Origin of the sequence: Microbacterium sp. TWP3-1-2b2 (assembly GCF_049896145.1) — a bacterium.
In the GTDB taxonomy this organism is placed as follows: Bacteria; Actinomycetota; Actinomycetes; order Actinomycetales; family Microbacteriaceae; genus Microbacterium.
The window spans coordinates 1,774,524-1,798,970 of record NZ_JAFCTS010000001.1 but is presented as its reverse complement, the minus strand read 5'-3'; the positions used below and the strand labels follow the sequence as shown (position 1 = coordinate 1,798,970).

Here is a 24,447-nt window from a genome sequence, read left to right as displayed (position 1 = left end):
TTCATCGTACGAACACCGTGATGACACGAGGGGAAGAAGTGAGGGGAATCATGACGGAAAAACTGAACGTCGCCGTGGTCGGTGCAGGGTACTGGGGACCCAATCTCGCGCGGAACTTCCGCGCGAGCGCCGAGTGGAATCTGGCTGCGATCTGCGACCTCGACATCGAGCGCGCGCAGGGCGTCGCAGACGGCATCGGGGGTGTGCCGGTCACAGCGAGCCTTGACGAGGTGCTCGCCGATCCGTCCATCGACGCCATCGCCATCGCCACGCCGGCCCGAACGCACCACCCGATCGCGCTGGCCGCGCTCGAGGCGGGCAAGCACGTGATGGTCGAGAAGCCGCTGGCAGATGAGCAGCATCGGGGCGAGGACATGGTCGCTCGTGCGAACGAGTCCGGGCTCGTTCTCATGGCCGATCACACCTACTGCTACACGCCCGCGGTGCTCAAGATCCGTGAGCTGATCGCGGAGGGCGCGCTCGGCGAGATCCTGTTCGTCGACAGCGTGCGCATCAACCTCGGGCTCATCCAGCCCGACGTCGACGTGTTCTGGGACCTCGCGCCGCATGACCTGTCGATCATGGACTTCGTGCTCCCCGGTGGGCTCGACACGACGTCGGTGTCGGCGCACGGTGCCGACCCGCTGCGCACCGGCAAGGCATGCGTGGGCTACCTGGCGATGCCGCTGGCCGGGGGCGCGATGGCCCACATCCACGTGAACTGGCTGAGCCCGACGAAGATCCGCCAGATGGTGATCGGCGGAACCGAGCGCACCCTGGTCTGGGACGACCTCAACCCGCAGCAGCGGATCAGCGTGTACGACCGCGGTGTGGACATCGCCTCGGTCACCAAGTCGGCCTCCGCCGTCGCTCGTGACGCGAACATCTCGTACCGACTCGGTGACACCTGGTCGCCGGCACTGCCCGAACGCGAAGCCCTCGGCAACGTCGTCACGGAGTTCGCCGCCGCGATCAATGAGGACCGCCAGGCTCGCACGAGCGGCCAAGCGGGCCTGCGCGTGCTCTCCGTACTCGACGCCGCGCGCCGCAGCCTCGCTGCCGGCGGCGCGCCCGCGCCCATGTTCCTCGACATCCAGCCCGCAAGGAGCGCAGCATGACCGCAATCGAAGGCGCCAGCATCCTCGTCACCGGTGGCGCGGGCACGATCGGCTCGACCCTCGTCGACCAGCTCCTCGATGCCGGCGCAGCACACGTGGACGTGATCGACAACCTCGTGCGCGGACGTCGAGCGAACCTCGATGACGCCCTCGCTACGGGACGCGTCGAACTCATAGACGGCGACATCCGCGACGCGAAACTCGTCGACGAACTCGTCGCCGACAAGGACATCGTGTTCCATCAGGCCGCGATCCGCATCACGCAGTGCGCCGAAGAGCCGCGCCTCGCACTCGAGGTGCTGGTCGACGGCACGTTCAACGTCGTGGAATCGGCAGCGAAGCACCGGGTGAAGAAGCTCGTCGCGGCCTCGAGCGCGTCGGTGTACGGCATGGCCGAAGAGTTCCCGACCACCGAGCGTCACCACCACGAGAACAACGACACGATCTACGGCGCGGCGAAGACCTTCAACGAAGGACTCATCCGCAGCTTCCGCGCGATGCAGGGCCTGGATTACGTCCTGCTGCGCTACTTCAACGTGTACGGCCCCCGCATGGACGTCCACGGCGTCTACACAGAGGTGCTGGTCCGCTGGATGGAGCGCATCGTCGACGGCAAACCGCCGCTGATCTTCGGCGACGGACAACAGACCATGGACTTCGTGTGCGTGCCTGACATCGCACGCGCGAACGTGCTCGCCGCCCGGAGCGACGTCGTCGAGGGCACCTACAACATCGCAAGCGGCACGGAGTCGAGCCTGCTCGAGCTCGCCGAGTCGCTCCTGCGCGTCATGGGCTCTGACCTGGATGTGGAGCACGGACCGGAGCGGGCCGTGAACGGTGTCGCACGTCGCCTGGCCGACATCACCGCCGCGAAGCGCGATCTCGGATGGGAGCCGACGATCGATCTCGAAGAAGGACTCGAACGACTCGTCGAATGGTGGACGCCGCTGCGCGATGAGATCGCCGCCGGTCGAGCGGTGGATGCGCGATGAGCGACCGCATCAACGTCATGGTGCCCTGGCTGGGCCAGGAAGAAGCGGATGCCGTGGCCGAGGCCATCGCGAGCGGCTGGGTGGCGCAGGGCCCGCGAGTCGCGCGCTTCGAACAGGAGTTCGCGAACGCGATGCAGGCGCCGTTCGGCGTGGCGACGACGAGCTGCACCACCGCGCTGCACCTCGCCCTGGTCGTGGCGGGTATCGGACCTGGCGACGACGTCGTGATCCCCTCGTTCTCGTTCATCGCCACGACGAACGCCGTACGGTACGTCGGGGCGACGCCGGTCTTCGCCGAAGTGGACGCCGTCACCGGAAACGTCACGGGTGCGACCATCGCCGCCGCGCTGACGCCGGAGACCAAGGCCGTGATCGTGGTCGATCAGGGCGGCGTGCCGGTCGACCTCGATGACGTCCGCCTGGTCACCGATCCTCACGACCTCATCATCGTGGAGGACGCCGCGTGCGGCGCCGGCTCGACCTACAAGGGCCGACCGGTGGGTGTCGGGGCTGACATCTCGACATGGTCGTTCCACCCGCGCAAACTCCTCACCACGGGGGAGGGCGGCATGATCACCACCGCACGTGAGGACTGGGCAGTGCGTGCCAAGCACCTTCGGGAGCACGCGATGAGCGTCTCCGCGGCGGATCGGCATGCGTCTGTGCTGCCACCGGCCGAGGAGTACAGCGAGATCGGGTTCAACTTCCGTATGACCGACCTGCAGGCCGCTGTCGGCCTGGTGCAGCTCACGCGGCTTCCCTCGATCGTCGAGCGCCGCCGCGAGATCGCGGGCCGTTATCAGGACGCGATCGCGGGGATCCCTGGACTGCGAGCTGTCGCAGATCCCGACTACGGCACGAGCAACTTCCAGTCCTTCTGGGTCGAGGTGCTCGATGAGTACCCCACCGACCGCGACGGGCTGCTCGTGGCGCTCGCGAACGCCGAGATCTCCGCGCGGCGCGGCATCATGGCCGCGCACCGGCAGCTGCCCTACCGAGAGCTCACGCCCGAGTCAGGGCTGCCGATCACCGAACGACTCAACGATCGCACCCTGATACTCCCGGTGTTCCATACTCTCAGCACGCAAGACCAAGACCGTGTGATCGCGGTGCTCGAACACCCTGGAGGTGAATCCGAATGACCGCGGCGGAGGGGGTTCTGCTGATCGGGGCAAGCGGATTGGCCAGAGAAGTACTGGCTGCGGGAATGGTCGGGGTGGTCGGGATCCTCGACGACGATGCCGCGCTGCACGGCACCGAGGTCGGTGGCGTGCCGGTGCACGGAGCGATCGACTCGGCAGCAGACCGCGAAGAGCAGCTGCTGGTCTGCATCGGGCCGAGCGCGATGCGCCGTGAGGTCGTGCGCCGACTGCACGCCCTGGGCGTCACGGCAGAACGGTTCGCCATCTTCGCGGCTCGCTCTGCCCGAATCGGCGCGTCCAGCGACATCGGTGCGGGGAGCATCGTGCTGGACGGAGCGGTCATCACGGCGGATGCCGCGCTCGGAGAGCACGTCGTCGTCATGCCGAACTGCACGATCACGCACGACGACGTCATCGATGATTTCGCCACGCTCGCCGCCGGCGTCTCGCTCGGTGGCTCCGTGCGGATCGGCGAAGCCGCGTACGTCGGCATGAACGCCTCGGTCAAGCAGGGTGTGACGATCGGTGTGGAAGCCACCGTCGGCATGGGAAGCGTCGTCCTCGTGGATGTGCCGGATCAGCAGACCTGGGCCGGAGTGCCGGCACGAGAGCTGGGAGCGGACTCATGAGTGCGAAGGTGCCGTTCCTCGATCTGGCCGCACAGCAGGCCGAAGTCGCCGATGAGGTGCTTCGGGGGTGGAAGACTCAACTCGAGACGGCCGCATTCGTGGGCGGCCCTGAGGTCTCTGCGTTCGAGCGGGAGTACGCCGAATACATCGGTGTGCAGCACGTCGTCGGCGTATCCAACGGCACGGATGCTCTCGAGCTGGCGTACCGCGCCGTCGGCGTTCGCGCCGGTGACGAGATCATCATGCCCGCGAACACGTTCATCGCGACGGCGGAGGCGGCATCGCGCCTCGGCGCAGTGCCGGTGTTCGTCGACGTGGACGACGACCATCTCCTCATCGACCCTGGCGCCATCGAAGCGGCCATCACCGAGCGGACTCGCGCGATCGCGCCCGTCCACCTGTTCGGACAGACGGCGCCGATGGAGCACATCACGCCGATCGCGCAGAAGCACGACCTCGTCGTCATCGAGGATGCCGCGCAGTCGCAGGGGGCATCCGGCCCGGCGGGTCGTGCCGGCGCGCTGGGGCGTGTCGCCGCCACGAGCTTCTACCCGGGCAAGAACCTGGGGGCGGCAGGCGACGCCGGCGCCGTGATGACGGATGACCCGGCGATCGCCGACATCGTCAGGAACCTCGGCGGGCACGGCAGCAGCGTCAAGTACGTGCACGACCGGGTCGGCATGAATGCGCGGTTGGATGCTGTGCAGGCCACCGTGCTGCGAGCCAAGCTGCGGCGACTGGACGGCTGGAATGCCGCGCGTCGCGCGGCAGCCGCACGATATGCAGAGCTGCTCACCGGCATCGACGGCATCCGCACCCCCGAGGTACGGCCGGGCAACGATGACGTGTGGCACCTCTACGTCGTCCGCGTCGAAGAGCGCGACCGCGTGATGGCCGATCTCGGCGACGCGGGCATCGGCGTCGGCATCCACTATCCGACACCCGTGCACCTGACCGCCGCGTACCAGGGACTCGGATACCGCCAGGGGCAGTTCCCCGTCGCAGAGGCGGCAGCGCAGCGCATCCTCTCGTTGCCGATGTTTCCGCACCTGACCGAAGAGCAGCAGACGACTGTCGTGAGCGGCATCGCGGCATCGGTGCGGTCATGAGCACCGAGCCGACCGAAGTCTCCGTGACGCGTCGAGCGTCGCGAGCGTTCGGCTGGAGCTTCGGGAACACCGTCTTCTCGAGACTCGGCACGCTGGCCATCGGCGTCGCGCTCGCGCGGATGCTCGGGCCGGAGGAGTTCGGCATCTTCGCCATCGCGACCGTGACGCTGCTGGCCGTGCTGAGCTTCAACGAGCTCGGCGTGAGCCTCGCGGTGATCCGCTGGCGGGACGCACCGGCGACGATCGCGCCGACGATCAACACGATCGCGGTCGGCAGCAGCGCCATGCTGACGGCGGCGGTGATCTTCGGTGCACCGTGGATCTCGGCGCTGCTCGGAGATGTGCGTGCCGCGCCCGTCGTGCAGGTGATCGCCGTCTCGATCCTGCTCAACGGCCTGGTCGCCACATCGGCCGCCGTGATGCAGCGGGAGTTCATGCAGAAGCAGCGCACGATCGCCGACCAGGTGAACACTTGGCTGGGCGCTGGACTCTCGCTGCTCTTCGTCTTCCTCGGCTGGGGGGCGATGAGCCTGGCGGTCGGCCGGCTGATCGCCAGCATCGTGTTCGGGATCATGATCATCCGATGGTCGCCCGTGCCGTACCGCTTCGGCTGGGACTCGGCGATCGCGCGCCGCCTCTTCCGCTTCGGGCTGCCGCTCGCCGCGGCGAGCATCGTCGTGTTCGCCTCCGGGTACGCAGACCAGATGATCGTCGGCTCTCTGCTCGGGGCGCAGGCTCTCGGCTTCTACGTGCTCGCTTTCAACCTCGCGAGCTGGCCGGTGTCGATCTTCTCGCTGCCGCTGCGCGCCGTCGCACCGGCGGCGTTCTCCGCGCTGAAGAGCGAGCCGGAGCGCATGTCGAAGAACTTCACCCGCGTGCTCGCGATCCTCTCCTGCGTCGCGATCCCGGTGTGTCTGGCGGTCAGCGGCGCGGCGGATCCCGTCGTCGAGTTCGTGTACGGCTCCGCGTGGATCTCCGCTGCCGAACCGCTCATGTGGCTGGCTGCGCTGGCCGCACTGAAGATCTGGTTCGAGCTGGCGTACGACTATCTCGTGGTCGCCGGCCGTTCGAGCATCGTGCTGCTCATCCAGGCCTGCTCCTTCGTCGCAGCCCTTCCACTGATGCTGCTCGTCGCGGAGCCGTACGGGGTGGCCGGCGTCGCCGCCGTCCAGTTCGGGGTCGGACTCGTGATCGTCGCGCCGCTCTATGTCGCGAGTCTCGCTCGCATCGCGGTCAGAGCGCGCGCGGTGATGGCGGCGGTCGCGCTGCCGGTGGTCGCCGGCGTCATCGCCTGGGGTGTGGGCTGGGTGCTGAGCCGGACGATCGGCATGCCGTTCTTCGCAGCTGCGGCCGCAGGGCTCTTCGCGATGCTGATGGTCGCTGCGCTCTGCTGGCGACAGCGCGGCGATCTGCGACTCCTGCGCGCAGCGGCATGGGGCAAGGAGACAGCGTGAAGATCCTCGTGTACCCCCATGATCTGAACATGGGCGGCAGTCAGACGAACGCGATCGAGCTCGCCGCCGCCGTGACCGCGCTCGGGCACGAATGCATCGTCTACGGACGCAGGGGATCTCTGTGCACACGAATCGAGGAGCTCGGGCTGGAGTTCGTCGAGTCGCCGGATCCTGGGCGGCGACCCTCTCTCTCGATCGCGCGCGATCTGAGGGCCCTCGTCCGCAGCAGGGGGATCGACATCATCCACGGCTACGAATGGCCTCCAGGGTTGGAAGCGGCGGCTGCGGCCGAGGGCTCGGTGGACGTCGCAGCCGTGTGCACAGTGATGTCGATGGCCGTTGCTCCATTCCTGCCGCGATCGCTGCCGCTGGTCGTCGGCACGCAGCAGATCTCGGCGACCGAGCAGGCGCGTGGTCGAAGCCGTGTCCATCTGATCGAGCCCCCGGTCGACCTCGATCACAACGGACCTGTTGACGACGCCACCGTCGCACAGTTCCGCCGGAAGTGGGAGCTGAGCGATCTCCCCGTCGTGGTCGTCGTCAGCCGCCTCGTCCCCGAGCTCAAATCCGAAGGCATCCTCACCGCGATCGAGACTGCCGGAGCGCTCGGCCGCACGACCCCCTTCCAACTGCTGATCGTGGGTGACGGCAAGGCCCGACCCGCCATGGAGGCGGCCGCCGCTCAGGTGAACGAACAGCTCGGCCGTCGCGCCGTCGTATTCACCGGTGAACTCGCCGACCCCAGAGCCGCATACGCTGCGGCAGACATCATGCTCGGCATGGGCGGCTCTGCACTGCGGTCGCTCGCCTTCGCGAAGCCGCTGATCGTGCAGGGCGAGCTCGGTTACTTCCGCACGCTGACCGAGGAGACCGCTGACGAGTTCCGCTGGCAGGGCTGGTACGGGGTGGGCGAAGCGTCCACCTCCGGACTCCGCCGCCTCGAATCCGAACTTGCGCCGTTGCTTTCTCATGCGCAGTTGCGGGCGGAGCTCGGTGCGTTCGGTCGGCGGCTCGTCGAGGAGTTCTCGCTCGAGCGCGCGGCGAAGCGGCAGCTGGCGATCTACCAGGACGCGTTCGCGACGCGTGCCCAGCAGAAGCGGCAGCTGCGCGAAGCTGTCCGATCGTTCTCCGGTCTCGCCGGCTATCACGTGGGGCAGCGCATCGCCCGCCTGCGGGGCAACCAGCGCACCGATGACTTCAATGCGGAGCCCGTCGCCTCGCGTGGTAGATCAGAGAGACCGACCGCAACGTCGACGTCGTCCGACGGTCCGATCCTCTGGTTCCCCGGTGTCGGGTGGGACACTCTGGCGGGGACCGACCGCCACCTGGCGATGGAGATCGCCAGGGAGCAACGGATCATCTGGGTCGACACGCCGCATTCCGTGCTGCGCCGCCGAGACCGTGTGCTCCCCGCCGTCAGCCATCCGCATCCGAACATCGTGCGACTACGAGCGAGCACGATCGCCGGAGTCCAGCGCCCGCTGCTTCGCGACCTCGCCAACCGGCGTCGCGCATCAGCCGCGCGCCGGTACCTCGCCGGCGAGGGACTGCTTCCGAGTGCGGTGATCGCCTCCACGACCGCCCCGATGCTCGACCTCATCGACGACCTGCCCGGCCGACGCGTCTACTACGCCACGGACGATTACGTGGAGGCGGCGAGCATCTGGGGAGTGAGTAGGCAGTACCTGAGCGCCGCGCGCGAACGCAATCTGCACAGCGCCGACGTGGTGCTGTCGGTCACGCGCGAGCTCGGCCGGCACCTGGAACGGGGAACCGCGCTGTCGCGCTGGCTGCCCAATGGTGCGGAGCTCGGACGGTTCGCCGGGATCGAGACGACCGAGCCCGCATCGGTGGGGCTCGCCGGTCCGATCGCGGGTGTGATCGGGCAGTTCAACTCGCGCACCGACCTGAGCTACCTGCAGGCGGTCAGGGCACAGGGCCTGAGCCTGCTGCTGATCGGGCCACGCTGGTTCACCTCGAAGGACGACGATGAGGCGTTCGATCGACTCATCGCCGACCCGGATGTGCGATGGATCGATGAGCTTCCGCCCGACCAGCTCGTGCCCTACCTGCACGCGATGGACGTCGGTCTCACGCCCTACCGCGATTCCGTCTTCAACCGGCGCAGCTTCCCGTTGAAGACAGTGGAGTACCTCGCCGCCGGTGTGCCGGTCGTGGCGACCGATGTCGCATCGCCCGAAGGCCTGGATGCGCGGTGGGTGCACACCGCAGGCACACCAGCGGCCTTTGCGGCGCTCGCCGCAGAGGTCGCGGCAGCGCCACGGGACCGGGCGGAGATCCGTCGTGCCGCAGCCGAGCATGGCTGGGATGCGAGAGCGAAAGAACTGCGTACGTGGCTGAGCCGGGAGGGCGAATGATGGAGACGAACACCGCACGAGCACCGCACATCCTGATCATCGTGCAGAACCTGCCGGTTCCGCTCGATCGCCGGGTGTGGCTGGAGTGCCAGGCACTCATCGCGCGGGGATACCGCGTGAGCGTCATCTGCCCGAAGGGTCCGGGAGACCCCGCCAGGCAGACGATCGACGGCGTCGACATCTACAAGTACAAGCCGGCAGCAGAGGCCGAGGGCTTCCTCGGCTTCGCATGGGAGTTCGCGTACAGCTGGGTTCGCACCGCCTGGCTCTCGCTGATGGCCTGGCGCCGACTGCCCTTCGACATCATTCAGGCGTGCAACCCGCCGGACACCTACTGGCTGCTCGCGCTGCTGTGGCGCGTCCGCGGAGTGAGGTTCGTGTTCGACCACCACGATCTGAACCCTGAGCTGTTCATCTCACGCTTCGGGCAGCCCACTGGGATCGCCCAGAAGCTGCAGTTCCGCGCGCTTCGCTGGCTGGAGCGCCGCTCCTTCCGTACGGCGGATCGCGTCATCTCGACGAACGAGTCGTACAAGGCGATCGCGGTGCGTCGCGGCGGTCGGCGACCCGGCCACGTGACGGTCGTGCGCAGCGGGCCGGACACCCGGCGGATGCGGCCGATCTATCCCGAGAATCCGCGCTCGTCCGACGGCATCAACCTCGCGTACCTTGGCATCATGGGGCCTCAGGACGGTGTCGACCAGGTGCTGTTGGTGATGGATGAACTCGTCCATCGGCGCGGGCGCGCGAACGTCACCGCGACCCTGCTCGGCTTCGGCGACTGCCTCGAAGATCTGAAGTCGCAGGCCACCGGCCTCGGCCTGGACGATCACGTCGAGTTCACCGGTCGCGTCGATCGTGTGGCCATCGCGGAACACCTCAGCCGCGCGGACATCGGCCTCTGCCCGGATCTGAAGACGCCGCTGAACGATCTGTCGACGATGAACAAGACGATGGAGTACATGGCGTACGGCCTGCCGGCGATCTCGTTCGACCTCAAGGAGACGCGCGTGTCCGGTGGAGACAGCCTGCTGTACGTGCCGTCCGGAGACGTCTCGGCATTCGCCGACGCCATCGAACGCCTCATCGACGACCCGGACCTTCGCACCCGCCTCGGCAGACAGGGGCGCGAGCGTGTGGCGACTCAGCTCGACTGGCGTCCGCAGGCGGAAGCGTACGTCGCCGTCTACGACGAGGTCTCCGGTTTCTCGCAGCCAGGTCCTGCCGTCCCTGACGACGAGGTGAAGGCCGAGTCGGACCCGCACGGCCGCCGCTACGTCGATCTCGACGACGCGGAGGAGTTCGACCGGTACCTGCGCGAGCGGAGGGCACGATGACCATCCGCACCCGCATCCACGATCTGCTCAGCCAGGCGGCGGCGCTCCGGGCATCCGCCCCCGCCCTGACCTACGGCGATACGACGGTCGGCTACGACGAACTCTGGGATGAGGTGCGCACCGTCGGCGCGCGGCTCGGAGCGCTGGGCCTCGGCCGCGGCGACCGTGTCGCGATCTACCTCGAGAAGCGCATCGAGACCGTCACGGCGATGTTCGCTGCCTCCCTCGCCGGCGGCGTCTTCGTGCCGGTCAACCACGTGCTCAAACCGGCGCAGGTCGAGCACATCCTGCGAGACAGCGGCGCACGCGTGCTCGTGACCTCGGTGGAGAGACTCGGTCGGCTGGCTGAGGCGCTGAAGGGCAGCGCCGTCACCGACGTGATCGCGGTCGGCGCCGACGACTCGGGGATGATCGGCGACGGCATCTTCGTCCACCCGTGGCCGCTCGCTCAGGAGGGTGAACCCGACTCGCCGCCCACCATCGATCTCGACCCGGCAGCCATCCTCTATACGTCAGGCAGCACGGGGCTCCCGAAGGGCGTCGTCCTCAGCCACCGCAACCTGATCGTCGGTGCCGAGAGCGTCAGCAGCTACCTGGGCAACACCGCGGACGACGTCATCCTCAGCGTCCTCCCGCTGAGTTTCGACGCCGGCCTGAGCCAGGTGACGACGGCCTTCGCCGTCGGTGCGCACTGCGTGCTGATGAACTATCTGCTGCCCAGGGAGGTGCCGAAGCTGTGCGCGCGGCACGGGGTCACCGGCATCACCGGCGTTCCCCCGCTGTGGATGCAGATCGCCGACCTGGACTGGCCGGATGATGTGTCGAGTCGCCTGCGGTACTGGGCGAACACCGGCGGGCGGATGCCGCGGGCTGTGCTCGACCGTCTGCGCGCGATCTTCGGATCCGCCGACCCGTACCTGATGTACGGACTCACGGAGGCGTTCAGATCGACCTATCTCGACCCTGCCGAGATCGACCGCCGACCGGACTCGATCGGCAAGGCGATCCCGAACGCCGAGATCCTGGTGCTACGGCCGGATGGCACATCCTGCGCTCCGGGAGAAGAGGGCGAGCTCGTGCACCGCGGTGCGCTGGTCGCGCTCGGCTATTGGAACGATCCGGAGCGGACCGCGGAGCGGTATCGACCAGTCCCGCATCCCGATCAGCCCTGGCGGGCGCCGGAGATGGCGGTCTGGTCGGGCGACATGGTCAGGACGGACGAGGACGGTTTCCTCTACTTCGTGGGGCGGACGGATGACATGATCAAGACCTCCGGGTACCGGGTGAGCCCCACCGAGATCGAAGAGGCCGCCTACGCCACCGGTCTGGTGCGCGACGCGGTGGCATTGGGCGTCGAGGAGCCGGGCATCGGGCATCGGATCGTGCTCATCGTCTCATCGTCGGAGGGGGAGGTGGACACCGTGGCACTGACCACGGCATTGCGGCACACACTGCCGATGTACATGGTGCCGGCGCGTGTGGAGACGCGTGACGAGCTGCCGCGATCTCCCAATGGAAAGTTCGACCGGAATCTGATGAAGGCACAGGTGAGCGTATGACTCCGCACGAGCACGCGGCCAGATTCGGCGTGGCAGACGGAGAGCTCCGCATCGGCGGAATGCCGCTTTCGCAGTTGGCTGCCAGGGTCGGATCGACGCCGTTCTTCGCCTACGACCGATCACTGCTCGACCAGCGGATCGAGCACCTGCGGGCCGTGCTTCCTTCTCGCGTATCACTCAGCTACGCGATGAAGGCGAACCCGATGCCGGCCGTCGTGCACCACCTCGTCAGCCGTGTGGACCGCATCGACGTCGCGTCAGCACTCGAGATGCGAGCGGCGCTCGACACCCCCATCCGTCCGGAGAAGGTCAGCTTCGCAGGTCCGGGCAAAGCACCGGCGGAGATCCGCCAGGCGGTGGCTGCCGGGGTGATCATCGAGGTCGAGTCGACCACCGAGATCGGGCGCGTCATCGCCGCCGGTGACGAGCTCGGGCTGACACCGCGGATCGCCATCCGCGTCAATCCGGATTTCGCCGTCAAGGGCTCCGGCATGCGGATGGGCGGCGGGCCGCAGCAGTTCGGGATCGACGCCGAACAGGTGCCGGCCGTGCTCGCGGAGTACGGCGCGTCCGGTCTCGACATCCTCGGCTTCCATGTCTTCGCAGGCTCGCAGAATCTCAACGCGCCGACCATCGCCGAGGCGCAGCAGCGAACTGTCGAACTGGTGAGCGGACTCGCAGATCACCTCAGCGTCCCGGTGCGCTATCTCAACCTGGGCGGCGGGTTCGGCATCCCGTACACCGACCGTGACAGTCCGCTGGATCTCGACGCGGTCGCCGACAGTCTGAACGCTCTCGTCGAAGGTCCGCTCGCACAACGCTTCCCCGAGGCGGAGCCGGTGATCGAACTCGGCCGGTACCTCGTCGGGGAATGCGGGGTGTACGTGACGCGGGTGCTCGATCGCAAGATCTCGCGCGGGCGCACCTATCTCGTCGTCGATGGCGGAATGCACCATCAACTCGCGGCATCCGGCAACTTCGGCCAGGCGATCCGCCGCAACTATCCGCTCGTCGTCGGCAACCGTGTCGAAGAGCTGGGGGATGACAGTGCGACCGTCGTCGGCTGTCTGTGCACGCCACTGGACCTTCTCGGTGATGACGTCGCGCTGCCGGCGGCCGACATCGACGACCTGATCGTGATCTTCCAGCAGGGTGCGTACGGGCTGACCGCCAGTCCGACCGCCTTCCTGGGGCATCCGGCGCCCGCCGAGGTGCTGGTGTGACTTCCTACGAAGAAAGGCTGAAAATGACTCAGACCATCGAAGACGTGCGCGCTGTGCTGATCGACGCTCTCGAACTCACGCAGAGCCCGGAGGATCTGAGCCGGGAGACGGCGCTGTTCGGCTCTCTGCCCGAGCTCGACTCCTTCGGCGTCGTCGCGCTCGTCGGGGCGCTGGAGGATCGGTTCGACATCACGATCGACGACGACGAGTTCGGTGCAGAGCTGTTCGAGACGGTCGGCTCGCTGACCGACTTCGTCGACGCGAAGCGCACGGCCGGCTGAACCGGGCTGAGCATGAACCCGATGCGTACCTCCGAGCTTCCCGGTTTCGTCGCCGGCGCAGAGCCATTGCGCTTCACCGGGCTCGGCCGCGCGCACTGGGACATCGCCGACGATTCTCGGCTGGCCACGTGGGGAGCCGAACAGCGCTCGTCGTCGGCCACCATGCTGCTCTCTCCCGTCGTGCGCCGCACCGCCGGAGTCGTCGAGACCTCGACCGTGGACCAAGAGATGCGCAGTCATCCCGAGACTCTGACGTCTCTGCTGCCGCCGTTCGCCGCGATGCGGCGCGATGGTGACGACAGCGTGACGATGGTCGCCGACTCGATGGGGTTCCGTCAGCTCTACCACTCGGCTCCGGGCGCGCAAGGACCGCCCATCATGTCGAGCTCTGCGCTCGTCGCCGCGCGTGAAGCAGGAAGCGGGCTGGATGAGGTCGCTCTGGGGAACCAGTCGCTGCTCGGCTGGCAGCTCGGGCAGCGCACCCTCTTCGAGGGGGTGCGCAAACTCGAACCCGGCGCTGTCGCGCGCCTCCACGATGGTGTTCTCGAGATCGCGCAGGCTGCTCGTGCGTCGCATGACGAGCTGACGATCCAGGATGCCGTGCGGCAGGCGGCCGAGCTGATGCGCACGTCGCTGGCCGCGCTGCTCGATGATCACCCGGATGCCGTCCTGCAGCTCACGGGAGGGCTCGACTCCCGACTGCTGCTGAGCGCGATCCCGGTGTCACGGCGTCGAGGTCTGCGGGCCATGACGCTCGGTGTACCTGGGAGCGGCGACGTCGCGATCGCGAGCGAGATCTCCGCACGCTACGGCATCGACCACGAGGTCCGCGGGCTCGCCGATCTGGCCGAGGTCTCTCCGGCGGACGCATGGATGCTGTCGTGCGATGCGTCTCGTCGACTGGACGCGATGTCCGACCCGATCGCGCTCGCAGCTCTCGGACTGGCAGAACAGGCCTTCCCGCAGGGCGTGCGCATCTCCGGTCTGGGCGGCGAGGTCGCCCGCGGCTTCTATTACACCGGACGCGTCACCGACCGGATGTACACGCGCAAGGACGCGGCGCGGCTCGCCGGATGGCGGATGTTCGTGAACGACGCCGTCGAACCGGGCGTGCTCACCGCGGAGTTCTCCGCCTGGGCGCGAGGCCACGCCGAGCAAGAGGTATACGACGCGCTCGCTGCAGGCGGAGCCGAATGGTTCCGGGCGACCGACGATCTGTATCTACGCCACCGGATGCAGCGATGGGCCGGGGCGACCGACACCGCCGTCAGCACGCAGCGCACGGTCATCAACCCGATGCTCGACAGCGGTTTCCTCGACATCGCGGCCCGTCTGAAGCCGCACGACAAGGCGCAGTCACGGTTCCTCGCACTGCTGCAGATGGAGCTCGACCCCGATCTCGGGCGCATGCCGCTCGACGGACGACCGGCGCCTGTCGCCTATGCGCACCCGTCTGCATTGCGGCCGATCGCGCAGGGCGCTGCCACGGCTAAGAGATTCACGAAGAAGGCGGTCCAGCGCCTCCGCAGGGGCAATCGCCCTCCGGCCGGAGGTGAGCTGCTCGCCGCGAAGGTGCTCGAGCACTGGCGGGCGAACCCCGGCGTCGTCGCCGGACTGTTCGACCTGGCCTTCATCGAGAAGAACGCCCTGGTGGAGGCGCTCGCGGGCGACCGAGAGCTGCGACCGAGCTCGATGGCGCTGCTCACCAACCTGATCGTCGCCACCGACCCCGGCGGCCTCAGCGGACAGTGAGGTCGTCGTAGATCCGGCCCATGCGCTCGACGCGCTGCGGCCAGAGGTGCGTGTTCAGAGCGAGCTGACGGCCGGCCTCGCCCATCTCGCGACGTCGTTCCGCGTCGTCCACGAGAGTTCGCAGCGCCTGAGCGCAGTCCGCCGCGAGCTGCTGCGGAGACTCGGACGCGAGCAGGATCGCGCAGGATTCGTCGACGTTCGCACCAGGCCCGCCGCGTCGGCAGACGATGACGGGCAGCCCCCATGACATCGCCTCCAGGCTGACGTTGCCGCCCGGTTCGCGGTAGCTGGGGAACACGAAGACGTCTGCGCGCTGATAGAAATCATCCACGGTCTCGCGCGGCACGGCGCCGTGGAGGGTGATGCGATCGCCGAGTCCGAGTTCGGCGATCAGCTCCTCGCACGAAGCCCGATCGTTGCCGTCTCCCAGCACATCGAGAACGACATCGAGGTCGCGCAGAGTCGCCATCGCTCGGATGACGTCGCGCAGGCCCTTCGTGCGCACGATGCGGCCGACATGCAGCAGCCGCACCGGTCCCGTCCTCGCGGTGCGGTCGACGGGCGGGTGCACCTCGGTCACCGCGGTCTCGCTCATGATCTCGAATCGCTGCAGCCGCACGTCCGAGAGGAAGTCGCGCACGTAGTCGGCGACGCCGATCACGACGTCAGCGGACTCGTACGTGCGGCGCAGCAGCGGGTCGTGTCGCATCCGCCAGGAGTCCAATGCTCGCAGCCGCTGATACCAGGCGGTCGAGCCCTCCTCTTCGACGAACCCTGGCGGAGACGAGAGGCTGCCACCGACCGGCCCCATCACCAAAGGGATGCCGAGGCCCACTGCGGGGGAGGCGTACCGCATCGCGACGGGAACGACCTGATGGGCGACGTCGAAGCTCTCACCGGCCGCCAGAGCGCGGCGGATCCACCGGCGTGCTCGCATGTGGAAAGGCAGGTATCCGGGCTGCAGCAGGCTGTTGAAGCGTTCGAAGCGACCGACTCCCGGCGGCTCCGCCCACTCGATGACACGGGCGTCGGCGAGCTGCCTCGTCATCGGCGTGTGACCGCGCTTGTAAGTGGTCAGCAGCGTCAGCTCGTAACGTTCAGCGAGACGGTTCGCCCATTGCGCGGCCACCCAGGCTTCACCGGTGTCCTCCCCGTCGCACGCCGGCGCGATCATCAGCACTTTCTTCGACATGCGCTGTCCGATCACTTCGGCAGGATGCTGTCGCTCGCGTTGAGCAGCGGTGGTCGCAACGAGGGGCGCAGCAGAGCGCGCACTGTGGGCCGCGACTTGTCGTGCCCGAAGACCGCCCGGCGCACCTCCGTCACCACGGTCAAGCCGTAGTAGATCGCCGCCCGAAAGGTCCCTGTCCGCCGGCGGTACAGCCGGATCCGATTGATCTGCTTCATCATGTGGGTGGCCGCGCTCTCGCCCGATCCTCCGCCGATGTGCATCGCGCCGGCGTCGGGGGTGTACACGGTCGCCCATCCGGCATCTCGCGCCCGCAGGCTGAAGTCGGTCTCCTCGGAGTACAGGAAGTACGTCTCATCGAGTCCGCCGATGGCGTCGTAGCATTCACGATCCACCAGGAGGATGGCCCCGACGGCCCACTCGACCTCGTGTTCGCTCTCGTACTCCTTCGGATCCTCGATCCGCTCCGTGAACGCGGGGAGTCCGGTGAAGCTCAGCCCGCCCACTCTTCCCATGGTCGGTCCGCGGCGAAGGGTGGGCGAGAGGGTCCCGTCCTCCTCACGCACCCTGGGAGCGACGATCCCGACGCCTGGCCGCTCCAGCACGCGCATCATCGTCGGCACCGAGCCGGCGTCGAGTGCTGCGTCGGGATTGAGGATGAGGATCGTGCGGAAATCGGGGGAGGCGCGGACCGCTCGGTTCATCCCGGCGGCGTAGCCGTCGTTGATCGACTCGACCACGATGCAGTCGGTGCGCGCGCGCAGCAGGTCGAGCGTGCCGTCGCTCGAGCCGTTGTCGACGACGACGACCGAGTAGGACAGCGCGCCCATGGCGGTCGGGATGCTGTCGAGGAGAGCCCCGACATGATCTTCACTGTTGTACGTGACGACGACTGCGGCGACATCGACGGCCATGCTCATGCTCCTTTGAGGACAGCGGGGAATGACTCTGTGTGCTGAATGCGGCGCAGGGCCCCGGCGAGGCCCAGCACGAAGAACAACGTGCCCATCGACATCGGGAAGGCGAAGGCATCGAACATGAACAGGCAGGCGAAGCCGGCGCAGATCGAGGCGACGAGTGACGTGGTGAGGTCGCGAGTGCCTTCGTCCTGCAACCGTCGCCGCAGTCTGAGCATCGTGATCACGGCGGTGATGCCGACGGCGAGGAACGCCAGTGTGCCGACGATGCCGACGGTCACCAGCAGCAGCAGGTACTGGTTGTCGAAGATGCGGTACTTCGGCAGGAACGTGCCCAGGCCTCGCCCGAAGAGCGGATTCTGGGCGATGAACTCGAAGGCGAGCGAGAAGCTGTCCGTACGGGAGGCGATGCTGGGATCCTCATCGGCGCCGGCGAACAGTCCGATGATCGAGTCGACGAATCGTGGAGCGATCATGAATGCGGCCAGCAGGCCGGCCACACCGATCGCGGCGACACGAAGCCTGCGGCTGTTGGACCATCCGAACATGCAGATCACGAGGGCGATGAGCGCTCCCAGATACGCCGATCGTGATGAGGTCAGTGGAATGATCGCGCACACGGCGGCGGCGGGCAGCCACCGGATCAGAGCACGGCGGTGGGTGTGATGGAAGCCGACGTGCAGCACGAGCGGCAGCATCATCGTCAGGACGACGCCGTACTCGATCGGATGGATCGAGGTGCCGGCGGGCCGTGGATAGCCGCCGCGGGTCGTGAGGCCGTACGGTGGCGCGCTGCTGAGCCCGGGTATCGAGAGCTGATCGACCCACAGCTGCCGGGTGACGAGCTGGAGCAGACCAAGCGCGGCGATCAGGCCGCCGCAGACGGCGAACCTCCAGATGAGCGTGTCCAGTCGGCTGCGCTCATGGATTCCGTCGTGCGTGAGCAGCAGCGTCCCGGTCCAGGAGGCGAGCGCGATGAGCGCGACATCCGCCGGGCTGACCTCGTCCGGGCTCATGGGCCGCGACATCGCCAGTACGTACGAGACGCCGATGCAGAACAGGAAGAAGCCCAGCGCGATACGGATCGGCTGAGGCCCCAGATCGACTCGTCGCACGGCGGTCAGGAAGAGGAATCCCCACAGCAGAAGGCTGCCGAGGCCGAAGAGCATCGATGGAGCACCCGCACTCCCGAGCGGCCCGACGATGAGACGCGAGGGGATGAAGAGCAGCAGCGCGACGTAGAGCGTCAGCCACGCGACGGCGTCCACTCTGGCCGTGCCGCGAAGGACAGTCTGCGGCAGCGGGAGGCTCAACGCTCCCGCCCGGTGCTGGCGGAGACCGGGACCGGGGTGTGTTCGTCGTCGACCGAAGCAGACGCAGCGTCTTCCTGCTTCGACCCCCTGTGCTTTCTTCTCTTCTTCTCCGGTTTCTCCGGTTTCTCCGGCTGCTCGGAGAGCTCCCCGCTCCGGCGCAGTTGACGACGCCGCAGCAATCCGTCCAGTGCGAACGCGGTGATGCATGTCGCGGTGATGCCCACCACGAGCGCGGCGATCATCATGCGGATCGTCGCCCCCATGCCACGTTCCGCCTTCTCGTCGACGGTGAGCGGGATCGAGGTGATCACGGCGTCGGCCGGAGTGTCGACCTGCTCCTGCAGGGCGGCGAGTTCGACGGGGATGCGGTCGGCGATGAATGTCAGCGTGTCGAGAGTCTTCTCCGCGCTGGTGTCGGTGACATCGATCGCGATGACCGGTCCGCGGGTGGAGTCGTCGATCCCCACCACGTACTGCGCGGTGGGCGACTGCTGTTTGACATCCTCGCGGGCAGGTGCGCTGCTGAAGTAGGCGACGAGGATGCCGGCGGGCTGCTCGAGCCCCCCGAGCGTGAGGAACGGGTTCCCGCCCTCGCCGACGGCCACCTCCGACGGCAGCAGGAGCACCAGCGCTCGCGCGTTGTATTCGGGCGGCGTCGTGACGTACGCGCCCACAGTGAGTCCGGCCGTCACTATCGCGCCGACCAGAACGACGTACCACCGGCGCCCCAGCGCACGGATGACATCAAGTACCAAGAGCTTCCCCCTCGCCTTGGACCACATCTCGTCATGGAGACGCGGACTATCCCGTAGTCTAATGCCCGAGGGGCACATGACACTCTGGGAACTTGTCCGCGCACTGATCCGCAACTGGCCGATCGTGCTCATCGGCGCTGTGCTCACTGCCGGAACCGGGTTCGCCGCCGCCACAGCCGACGGGGCGTACTTCACTCGCACCGAGCTCGTCTTCCTCGCTCCGACCAGCACGCTGTACCCCAACGCGCTGCGTACACAGTCGGAAGACATCATCATCACGGCCGGTCTGGTCGCCAAGCAGGTCACGGGGCCGGAGAAGGTCACGAAGTACGCCTCGCCGGATGTGACCCTGGTCGGCCTCGGAGTGCGCGAGGGCTGGTCGCTTCGGCTGCCGGACACCGGTGGGCAGTGGGCCACGAACTTCGCCACCCAACGTCTCTTCCTCGATATCGTCGGCCCCTCCGAGGAGTGGGTCAGGCAGCAGCAGAGCCTGTTGATCGACGAGGTCGAGCACGAGCTGGACGCCCTGCAGCGAGAGTGGGGCGTCGACCCGACGAATGACATCACGGTGATCACCGCCCCCGAGTCCACGACCATCTACGCCGTCGGCGTGAACAAGGCACGCGCGTTGGGGATGACGGCAGTGCTCGGCCTCGGAGCGACGATCGCCGCCGTCCTCTTCCGGGAGTACCTGCGGCGGCGCAAGCGACCTGACGGGTCGACGCCTGCTCCCACGACCACCGCAGTACGCGCACCGGCGGTCGTCTCGTGACGGGTGAGAGCCCCCAGAGCGCGACGGGGGCGAAGTCGTCGGTGAAGGTGCGGGCCATCGAACACGCCGACGTCGCCGACGTCGCATCGTTCCTCCACCGCAATCTGAACGCACGGGTCGCCGAGTCTTCGTGGGCGTCTCTCATGACCCCGCCCTGGACGTCAGAGGCCCCGAATCGGGGCTTCCTGATGATCAGCGACGGTGAGATCGTCGGTGCCTACGTCGCCGTCCATTCGGATCGCGATGTGGAGGGCGCAACCGTCTCGGTGTGCAACCTCGCAGCGTTCTGCGTGCTCCCCGAGTTCCGGACGCACTCACTGCGGCTGATGCGCGCGATGCTCGCGCAGAAGGGACTGGTCTTCACGGATCTTTCGCCGAGCGGTGCGGTCCCTGCCATGAATGAACGCCTCGGTTTCCGGTATCTCGACCGTGCCACCCGCCTCGTGCTGAATGCACCCGGCTTCGGTGGCGGCGTCTCGGTGACGGATGCTCCCGAGGAGCTCGAGCGCACGCTCGTCGGCGCAGATCTGACCCTGTACCGCGATCACCGCGAGGCTCCAGCCGCCAGGCACCTCCTGGTTCGGACCTCGGCCGGATACGCGTACCTCGTCTACCGTCGGGACCGTCGCAAACGCCTGCCGCTGTTCATGACGCCGCTGTACGCCGGTGGAGATCGTGAGATTCTTCGGCGTAGCTGGCCAGCCGTCGCAGCGCACCTGCTCGCGAAGGGATTGCCGTTCACGCTCGCCGAGTCGCACATTCTCGGCTTCGTCCCCGGTGGGCTCGGACGTGAGCTGAAGAACCCGCGCCCTCGTATGGTCAAAGGCGATCCCGCACCATCCGATTACCTCTACAGCGAACTGGCCCTGCTCTCCTGGTGACAGGAGGCAGAGCCAGTTCGTCGTAGTCCTGCGGGTGGATCAGTTCGATGGAGCGACTGTCTTGCCGTCGTCCCAGAGATTGTTCGTCCACTGGTTGCCAGGCGCCTTGGAGTCGAAGGACGTGATCGGTCCCCAGATTCCGCATTTGCCGCTCGGCCCTCGTTTGAAGATGTTGTTCGTGAACTTGATGTTGTTGACGCCGGCCGAGTAGGGCTTGCCGGTCGTGGATCCGCCGTAGGCGCAGTAGCCCATGGAACCGTCCGGACCGCCATCGATCAGGTTGTTGTCGATCGTGTTCTTCTGCACGATCGCGAAGTCGCCGTAGCCGGTGAGAGCGGCCGAGCAGCCGGCATCCGGCGGCACTGGGGCCGCGTCGCACGTGATCGTGTTGTGGCGGATCGTGCTGTTCGAACCCATCCGGATGGCGGATTCGTGGTCGATGCCGCGCTTGTCGGTGTACTGCCCGTGCATGTAGGAATCCTGCACCGTGCAGTTGGCGGCGCAGTTCACCGAGCGGCTGCCGCCGGTGATCTCGACGCGAGTGAGCACGAAGTTGACGTCACCGACGCCGGTGCCGGCGGACTGCGGCATCCGCACCTCGCTGTCGGTCATCGTGAACGAGCCGTTGAAGTAGTCCGGGTCGCTGTAGATATGGCCGTTGATGACGGAGTTCGTGATCTTCAGCCCCTTGGCGAGCACCCGCATGTCGCAGTTGATCACCTTGCTGTCGATCACGACGTTGTTCGTCTGGATCGTGCAGGGCCCGGTGTACGTGCTCAGCGTCTTGCCTGCCGGCACACCGGTCGTCGCGGCTGACGGGAAGCTGCGTCCGAGCACGATGAAGCCGTTCGGGTCCGAAGGCACCTGCGTCGCCGGTGGTGTGGTCGGTGCTGGTGTCGGCTTGGGCGCGGTCGTCGGCGGCGGTGTCGGCTTCGGCGCCGTCGTGGGCGGCGGTGTCGGCTTGGGCGCAGTCGTCGGCTTCGTGGTCGGCTTCGGCGCGGTGGTGGGTTTCGGCGCTGTGGTCGGCTTCGGCGTGACGCCGGGCTTCACCGCTCCGGCCGAGGGTGTGTAGACGATGTCGACGAGATAGTTCGAACCACGATAGGTGTATTCCGGAACGGTGCTGGTCTTGCCGTAGCGGTAGACGCCGGCGTACGACGTGAGCGTGAACCCGTTCTGCACTGTTCGAGAGGTGAAGGCGCGCTCGCTCACGGCATAGCCGCCGTTCGGTGCGTTGTAGGAGGCCACATAGTTGCTGCCGGCGGTGAGAGCCACAGGCTTGCTGAGCGGGATGGTGCGCCAGCCGACGGTCGACGTCGCCCTGAACGTCACACGGGCGAGCACCTTGCCGTTGGTGGACCAGAGGGTGGCGGTGGTCACGCCCTTCGCCTTCTCGCCCTGGTAGTACTGCAGCGCCGTCACCGTGCCGGAACGGGTGGGGGAGAAGCGGATGCCGAGCTCGACTGCGCTGCGGTCGGAATCGGCCTTCGTCGTGGGCTTGAGCGTGTCGGAGAAGATGCCGTTGGTCGCAGACTGCGCGGTGAGAGTCGGCGTCAAGGAGAGGCCGACGACGGCGAGAAGGGCGGCCGTGATCAAAGCGATGGTGTACCTCGCGCGGCGTGGGCGCGTGCGGGAACGGTTGCGTATGGGGATGGGAGTATTGTGGCTAGACATCACAATCCTGTATCAGCTTTAGGCGGAGACCCCCTCCAGAGGGCAAGAGTACATGAGTGCACCGAGCATGCATAGACGCTCACGGCTGCGCGTCTGTGTCGTCGCGGGACTCGCCGTATATGCCCTCGCGGTTGTCGCGGTGCTGCTGCTTCCGGTCTCTTACGCCGGCATCGTCAATGCGATCGGTGAGTGGCTCCACTCGAGCGTCGGCCTCACCGGGTTCGGCACCGGCTGGATCGAGTTCACGGCCAACGTGCTGATGTTCGCCCCGCTCGGGTTTCTCCTGACGCTGCTGTTCGGGCGTCCGTGGGTCGGAATCGTGCTTGCTCTGGCGCTGTCTGTGATGGCCGAGCTCGTGCAGATCGTCATCCCTTCGCGCCAACCGAGCCTCCGCGACATTCTTGCGAACGTGGCCGGGGCTGCTGTCGGGGCCGCGGTGGCGATGCTGTTGCGTCGCCGGTCACCGAAGCCGCTTGATCAGGCTCTTCCCGAATCCGGCGGCGCCGCCGAGACCCGCCCGGCCGTCGAGGATCGCAAGGACTGATTCGGCGGTGTCGTCTGAGGTGACGCTGTAGCGCGGACGCAACCACGCTTTATCGCGGGCGGGGAACCGGTCACTGGTGAACACCGTCCGGTAGCGCGCCTCCTTCAGGCGGCGCAGCAATCGGCGATCGTACCGGCCGAGCGGGAGCGCGGCCTGCGTGATCTTCGCGCCACCGGCCTCCTCCAGCACCGTGCGGGCTTCGATGAGCTCCCGCCGGGCGTCAGCCTCGCCGAGGCCGCGCCACGGCACGTGCCCCCACCCGTGCGAACCGATGCGCATGCCTGCGCCGCGAAGGCGCTGCAGATCATCGCGGCTGAGGCTGAGCGGGTCATCGAGCCGCCCTGCGAGGGCGAAGAATGTGGCGTCCAGCCCGCGTTCGAGAAGTGCGGGGAGAGCGATGTCGGCATCAGAGCGATTCCCGTCGTCGAAGCTCAGCTCGACGTTCGCTCTTCCGGGCAGCAGGTCGAGGATGCGATGGAACATGTCCTGCGCCACCCAGTAGCGCGCCTCGCCTGGCTCTCTCTCGGTCTCGATCGTTCCGATCCCGTGGAAGCAGAGATGGATCGTCATCGCACGGCGCTCCTTCCCTCGTGTGACAGCACCCTGGTGCTCTCGTCCCGTCCCCAGTCTGTACTTCTCGCCCGTCGGGCGCGGTATCCGGCGAGCATCGTGATGCTCACGAATGCGAAGGCGTCGGGCGCGAGCTGAGGGTGGCGCAGCACCACGTCACGAAGCCACGACCATCGATCCGACGACCGGACGACGGTGGATGCGGCGCCCACCGCTGCTGCGCGCCGCATCTCGGCGTTGCCTCGGCGCACGCGCACAAGCCGCTTCACCAGATCTCTTGTCGTGCGAGGAGCCTCCACGACCACGGTGACGGCTGCGACCTCGGCCTTCTCCGTGCTGGCGAACTGCGAGTCGAGGAAGAGATCGTCGGCGATCAGCTCCGGGAACTCCTCGAAGCGCGAGCGCCCTTCCTCCGAGACCACGATCAGGCCGCGACCGAAGAGACCTGTCCGGAACACCGGAAGGCGCTGGTTGATCCGGAAGTACGCGCGCACGGGCCATGGCCGACCGGTGACGTCGATGTGGCGGCGTGGCATCACCGCCAGGATGCCGCGGTCTGTGTCGAGCGCGTCGACGAGCGCCGCGATTCCCCCGGGCGGAACGAGGATGTCGGCATCCAGATACACGCGAGGAAATCTGGTCGCCACCCGTTCCGCGGCGTTCACGGCACCGGACTTGCCCGGTTCTGCGCGCTCCACGACCGTCGCGTTCCGCGCCCGTGCGATCTCGGCCGTGGCATCCGTGCATCCGTTGGCACTGACGATCGTCTGCATCGGCAGACCTCCGCCGGCGAGTGCGTCGAGGCACCGTCCGATGACGGCCTCCTCGTCGTGCGCCGCGATGATCACGCTGATCATG

The 24,447-nt window shown here is 67.4% G+C and carries 22 protein-coding genes; 15 read left to right on the top strand and 7 right to left on the bottom strand.

All coding sequences use genetic code 11. The features are described 5' to 3' along the window. Positions 1-50 precede the first annotated feature (50 nt). Genes ACP7AR_RS08870 through ACP7AR_RS08815 form a run of 12 tightly spaced genes read left to right on the top strand, consistent with a single transcriptional unit; the run spans position 51 to position 14,974 of the window. On the top strand, positions 51-1,118 hold the full coding sequence (locus tag ACP7AR_RS08870; RefSeq protein WP_426184835.1) for a Gfo/Idh/MocA family oxidoreductase: 1,068 nt from the start codon (positions 51-53) through the stop codon (positions 1,116-1,118). After that, the gene (locus tag ACP7AR_RS08865; protein WP_426184833.1) at positions 1,115-2,110 is read left to right on the top strand and encodes an NAD-dependent epimerase/dehydratase family protein; all 996 of its coding nucleotides are present in this window, start codon (positions 1,115-1,117) and stop codon (positions 2,108-2,110) included. Before ACP7AR_RS08870 ends, ACP7AR_RS08865 begins: the two co-directional genes overlap by 4 nt. After that, the gene (locus ACP7AR_RS08860; RefSeq protein WP_426184831.1) at positions 2,107-3,252 is read left to right on the top strand and encodes a DegT/DnrJ/EryC1/StrS family aminotransferase; all 1,146 of its coding nucleotides are present in this window, start codon (positions 2,107-2,109) and stop codon (positions 3,250-3,252) included. Before ACP7AR_RS08865 ends, ACP7AR_RS08860 begins: the two co-directional genes overlap by 4 nt. After that, the gene (locus ACP7AR_RS08855) at positions 3,249-3,881 is read left to right on the top strand and encodes a NeuD/PglB/VioB family sugar acetyltransferase (RefSeq protein ID WP_426184829.1); all 633 of its coding nucleotides are present in this window, start codon (positions 3,249-3,251) and stop codon (positions 3,879-3,881) included. The genes ACP7AR_RS08860 and ACP7AR_RS08855 overlap by 4 nt, the downstream gene beginning before the upstream one ends. Continuing rightward, the gene (locus tag ACP7AR_RS08850; protein WP_426184827.1) at positions 3,878-4,990 is read left to right on the top strand and encodes a DegT/DnrJ/EryC1/StrS family aminotransferase; all 1,113 of its coding nucleotides are present in this window, start codon (positions 3,878-3,880) and stop codon (positions 4,988-4,990) included. The genes ACP7AR_RS08855 and ACP7AR_RS08850 overlap by 4 nt, the downstream gene beginning before the upstream one ends. Continuing rightward, the gene (locus ACP7AR_RS08845; protein WP_426184825.1) at positions 4,987-6,444 is read left to right on the top strand and encodes an oligosaccharide flippase family protein; all 1,458 of its coding nucleotides are present in this window, start codon (positions 4,987-4,989) and stop codon (positions 6,442-6,444) included. The genes ACP7AR_RS08850 and ACP7AR_RS08845 overlap by 4 nt, the downstream gene beginning before the upstream one ends. Continuing rightward, a complete protein-coding gene (locus ACP7AR_RS08840; RefSeq protein WP_426184823.1) occupies positions 6,441-8,822 on the top strand; it encodes a glycosyltransferase in 2,382 nt (793 codons plus the stop codon). The genes ACP7AR_RS08845 and ACP7AR_RS08840 overlap by 4 nt, the downstream gene beginning before the upstream one ends. Beyond that, entirely contained in the window at positions 8,798-10,159 is a 1,362-nt protein-coding gene (locus ACP7AR_RS08835) for a glycosyltransferase family 4 protein (protein WP_426184821.1), read from the top strand. The genes ACP7AR_RS08840 and ACP7AR_RS08835 overlap by 25 nt, the downstream gene beginning before the upstream one ends. Next, positions 10,156-11,718 (top strand): acyl-CoA ligase (AMP-forming), exosortase A system-associated, encoded by a 1,563-nt coding sequence (locus ACP7AR_RS08830; RefSeq protein WP_426184819.1) that lies wholly within the window; start codon positions 10,156-10,158, stop codon positions 11,716-11,718. The genes ACP7AR_RS08835 and ACP7AR_RS08830 overlap by 4 nt, the downstream gene beginning before the upstream one ends. Then, entirely contained in the window at positions 11,715-12,941 is a 1,227-nt protein-coding gene (locus ACP7AR_RS08825; RefSeq protein WP_426184817.1) for a pyridoxal-dependent decarboxylase, exosortase A system-associated, read from the top strand. Before ACP7AR_RS08830 ends, ACP7AR_RS08825 begins: the two co-directional genes overlap by 4 nt. A 23-nt stretch (positions 12,942-12,964) precedes the next feature. Continuing rightward, positions 12,965-13,222, top strand: a complete 258-nt coding sequence (locus ACP7AR_RS08820; protein ID WP_426184815.1) for an acyl carrier protein — start codon at positions 12,965-12,967, stop codon at positions 13,220-13,222. Positions 13,223-13,243: 21 nt separating this feature from the next. Beyond that, positions 13,244-14,974 carry a hypothetical protein gene (locus ACP7AR_RS08815; protein ID WP_426184813.1) on the top strand — a complete coding sequence of 577 codons (1,731 nt, stop codon included), beginning with the start codon at positions 13,244-13,246 and terminating at the stop codon, positions 14,972-14,974. Here ACP7AR_RS08815 and ACP7AR_RS08810 read toward each other — a convergent pair. From ACP7AR_RS08810 to ACP7AR_RS08795, 4 genes are read right to left on the bottom strand one after another with little or no spacing between them, the layout of a single operon-like run. Next, positions 14,961-16,181: a glycosyltransferase family 4 protein gene (locus ACP7AR_RS08810; RefSeq protein WP_426184811.1), complete on the bottom strand. Its 1,221-nt coding sequence runs from the start codon at positions 16,179-16,181 to the stop codon at positions 14,961-14,963. The two genes, ACP7AR_RS08815 and ACP7AR_RS08810, sit on opposite strands and share 14 nt — an antisense overlap. Then, positions 16,178-17,083 (bottom strand): glycosyltransferase family 2 protein, encoded by a 906-nt coding sequence (locus ACP7AR_RS08805; protein ID WP_426184809.1) that lies wholly within the window; start codon positions 17,081-17,083, stop codon positions 16,178-16,180. The genes ACP7AR_RS08810 and ACP7AR_RS08805 overlap by 4 nt, the downstream gene beginning before the upstream one ends. Beyond that, entirely contained in the window at positions 17,080-18,393 is a 1,314-nt protein-coding gene (locus ACP7AR_RS08800) for an O-antigen ligase family protein (RefSeq protein ID WP_426184807.1), read from the bottom strand. The genes ACP7AR_RS08805 and ACP7AR_RS08800 overlap by 4 nt, the downstream gene beginning before the upstream one ends. Further along, positions 18,390-19,148, bottom strand: a complete 759-nt coding sequence (locus ACP7AR_RS08795) for a hypothetical protein (protein ID WP_426184805.1) — start codon at positions 19,146-19,148, stop codon at positions 18,390-18,392. The genes ACP7AR_RS08800 and ACP7AR_RS08795 overlap by 4 nt, the downstream gene beginning before the upstream one ends. Positions 19,149-19,224: 76 nt before the next feature. Here ACP7AR_RS08795 and ACP7AR_RS08790 point away from each other — a divergent pair, with 76 nt between their 5' ends. Further along, positions 19,225-19,920: a hypothetical protein gene (locus ACP7AR_RS08790; RefSeq protein ID WP_426184803.1), complete on the top strand. Its 696-nt coding sequence runs from the start codon at positions 19,225-19,227 to the stop codon at positions 19,918-19,920. Beyond that, on the top strand, positions 19,917-20,801 hold the full coding sequence (locus ACP7AR_RS08785; RefSeq protein ID WP_426184801.1) for a hypothetical protein: 885 nt from the start codon (positions 19,917-19,919) through the stop codon (positions 20,799-20,801). The genes ACP7AR_RS08790 and ACP7AR_RS08785 overlap by 4 nt, the downstream gene beginning before the upstream one ends. A gap of 39 nt (positions 20,802-20,840) precedes the next feature. Here the strand turns inward: ACP7AR_RS08785 and ACP7AR_RS08780 are convergent, their stop codons facing one another. Then, the gene (locus ACP7AR_RS08780; protein WP_426184799.1) at positions 20,841-22,397 is read right to left on the bottom strand and encodes a DUF4082 domain-containing protein; all 1,557 of its coding nucleotides are present in this window, start codon (positions 22,395-22,397) and stop codon (positions 20,841-20,843) included. A gap of 130 nt (positions 22,398-22,527) precedes the next feature. Here ACP7AR_RS08780 and ACP7AR_RS08775 point away from each other — a divergent pair, with 130 nt between their 5' ends. Then, positions 22,528-23,019 (top strand): VanZ family protein, encoded by a 492-nt coding sequence (locus ACP7AR_RS08775; RefSeq protein WP_426184797.1) that lies wholly within the window; start codon positions 22,528-22,530, stop codon positions 23,017-23,019. Here the strand turns inward: ACP7AR_RS08775 and ACP7AR_RS08770 are convergent. Both ACP7AR_RS08770 and ACP7AR_RS08765 read right to left on the bottom strand, forming a co-directional pair. Continuing rightward, on the bottom strand, positions 22,936-23,589 hold the full coding sequence (locus ACP7AR_RS08770) for a polysaccharide deacetylase family protein (RefSeq protein ID WP_426184795.1): 654 nt from the start codon (positions 23,587-23,589) through the stop codon (positions 22,936-22,938). The genes ACP7AR_RS08775 and ACP7AR_RS08770 overlap by 84 nt on opposite strands. Then, on the bottom strand, positions 23,586-24,446 hold the full coding sequence (locus tag ACP7AR_RS08765) for a glycosyltransferase (RefSeq protein WP_426184793.1): 861 nt from the start codon (positions 24,444-24,446) through the stop codon (positions 23,586-23,588). Before ACP7AR_RS08765 ends, ACP7AR_RS08770 begins: the two co-directional genes overlap by 4 nt. Position 24,447 lies beyond the last annotated feature (1 nt).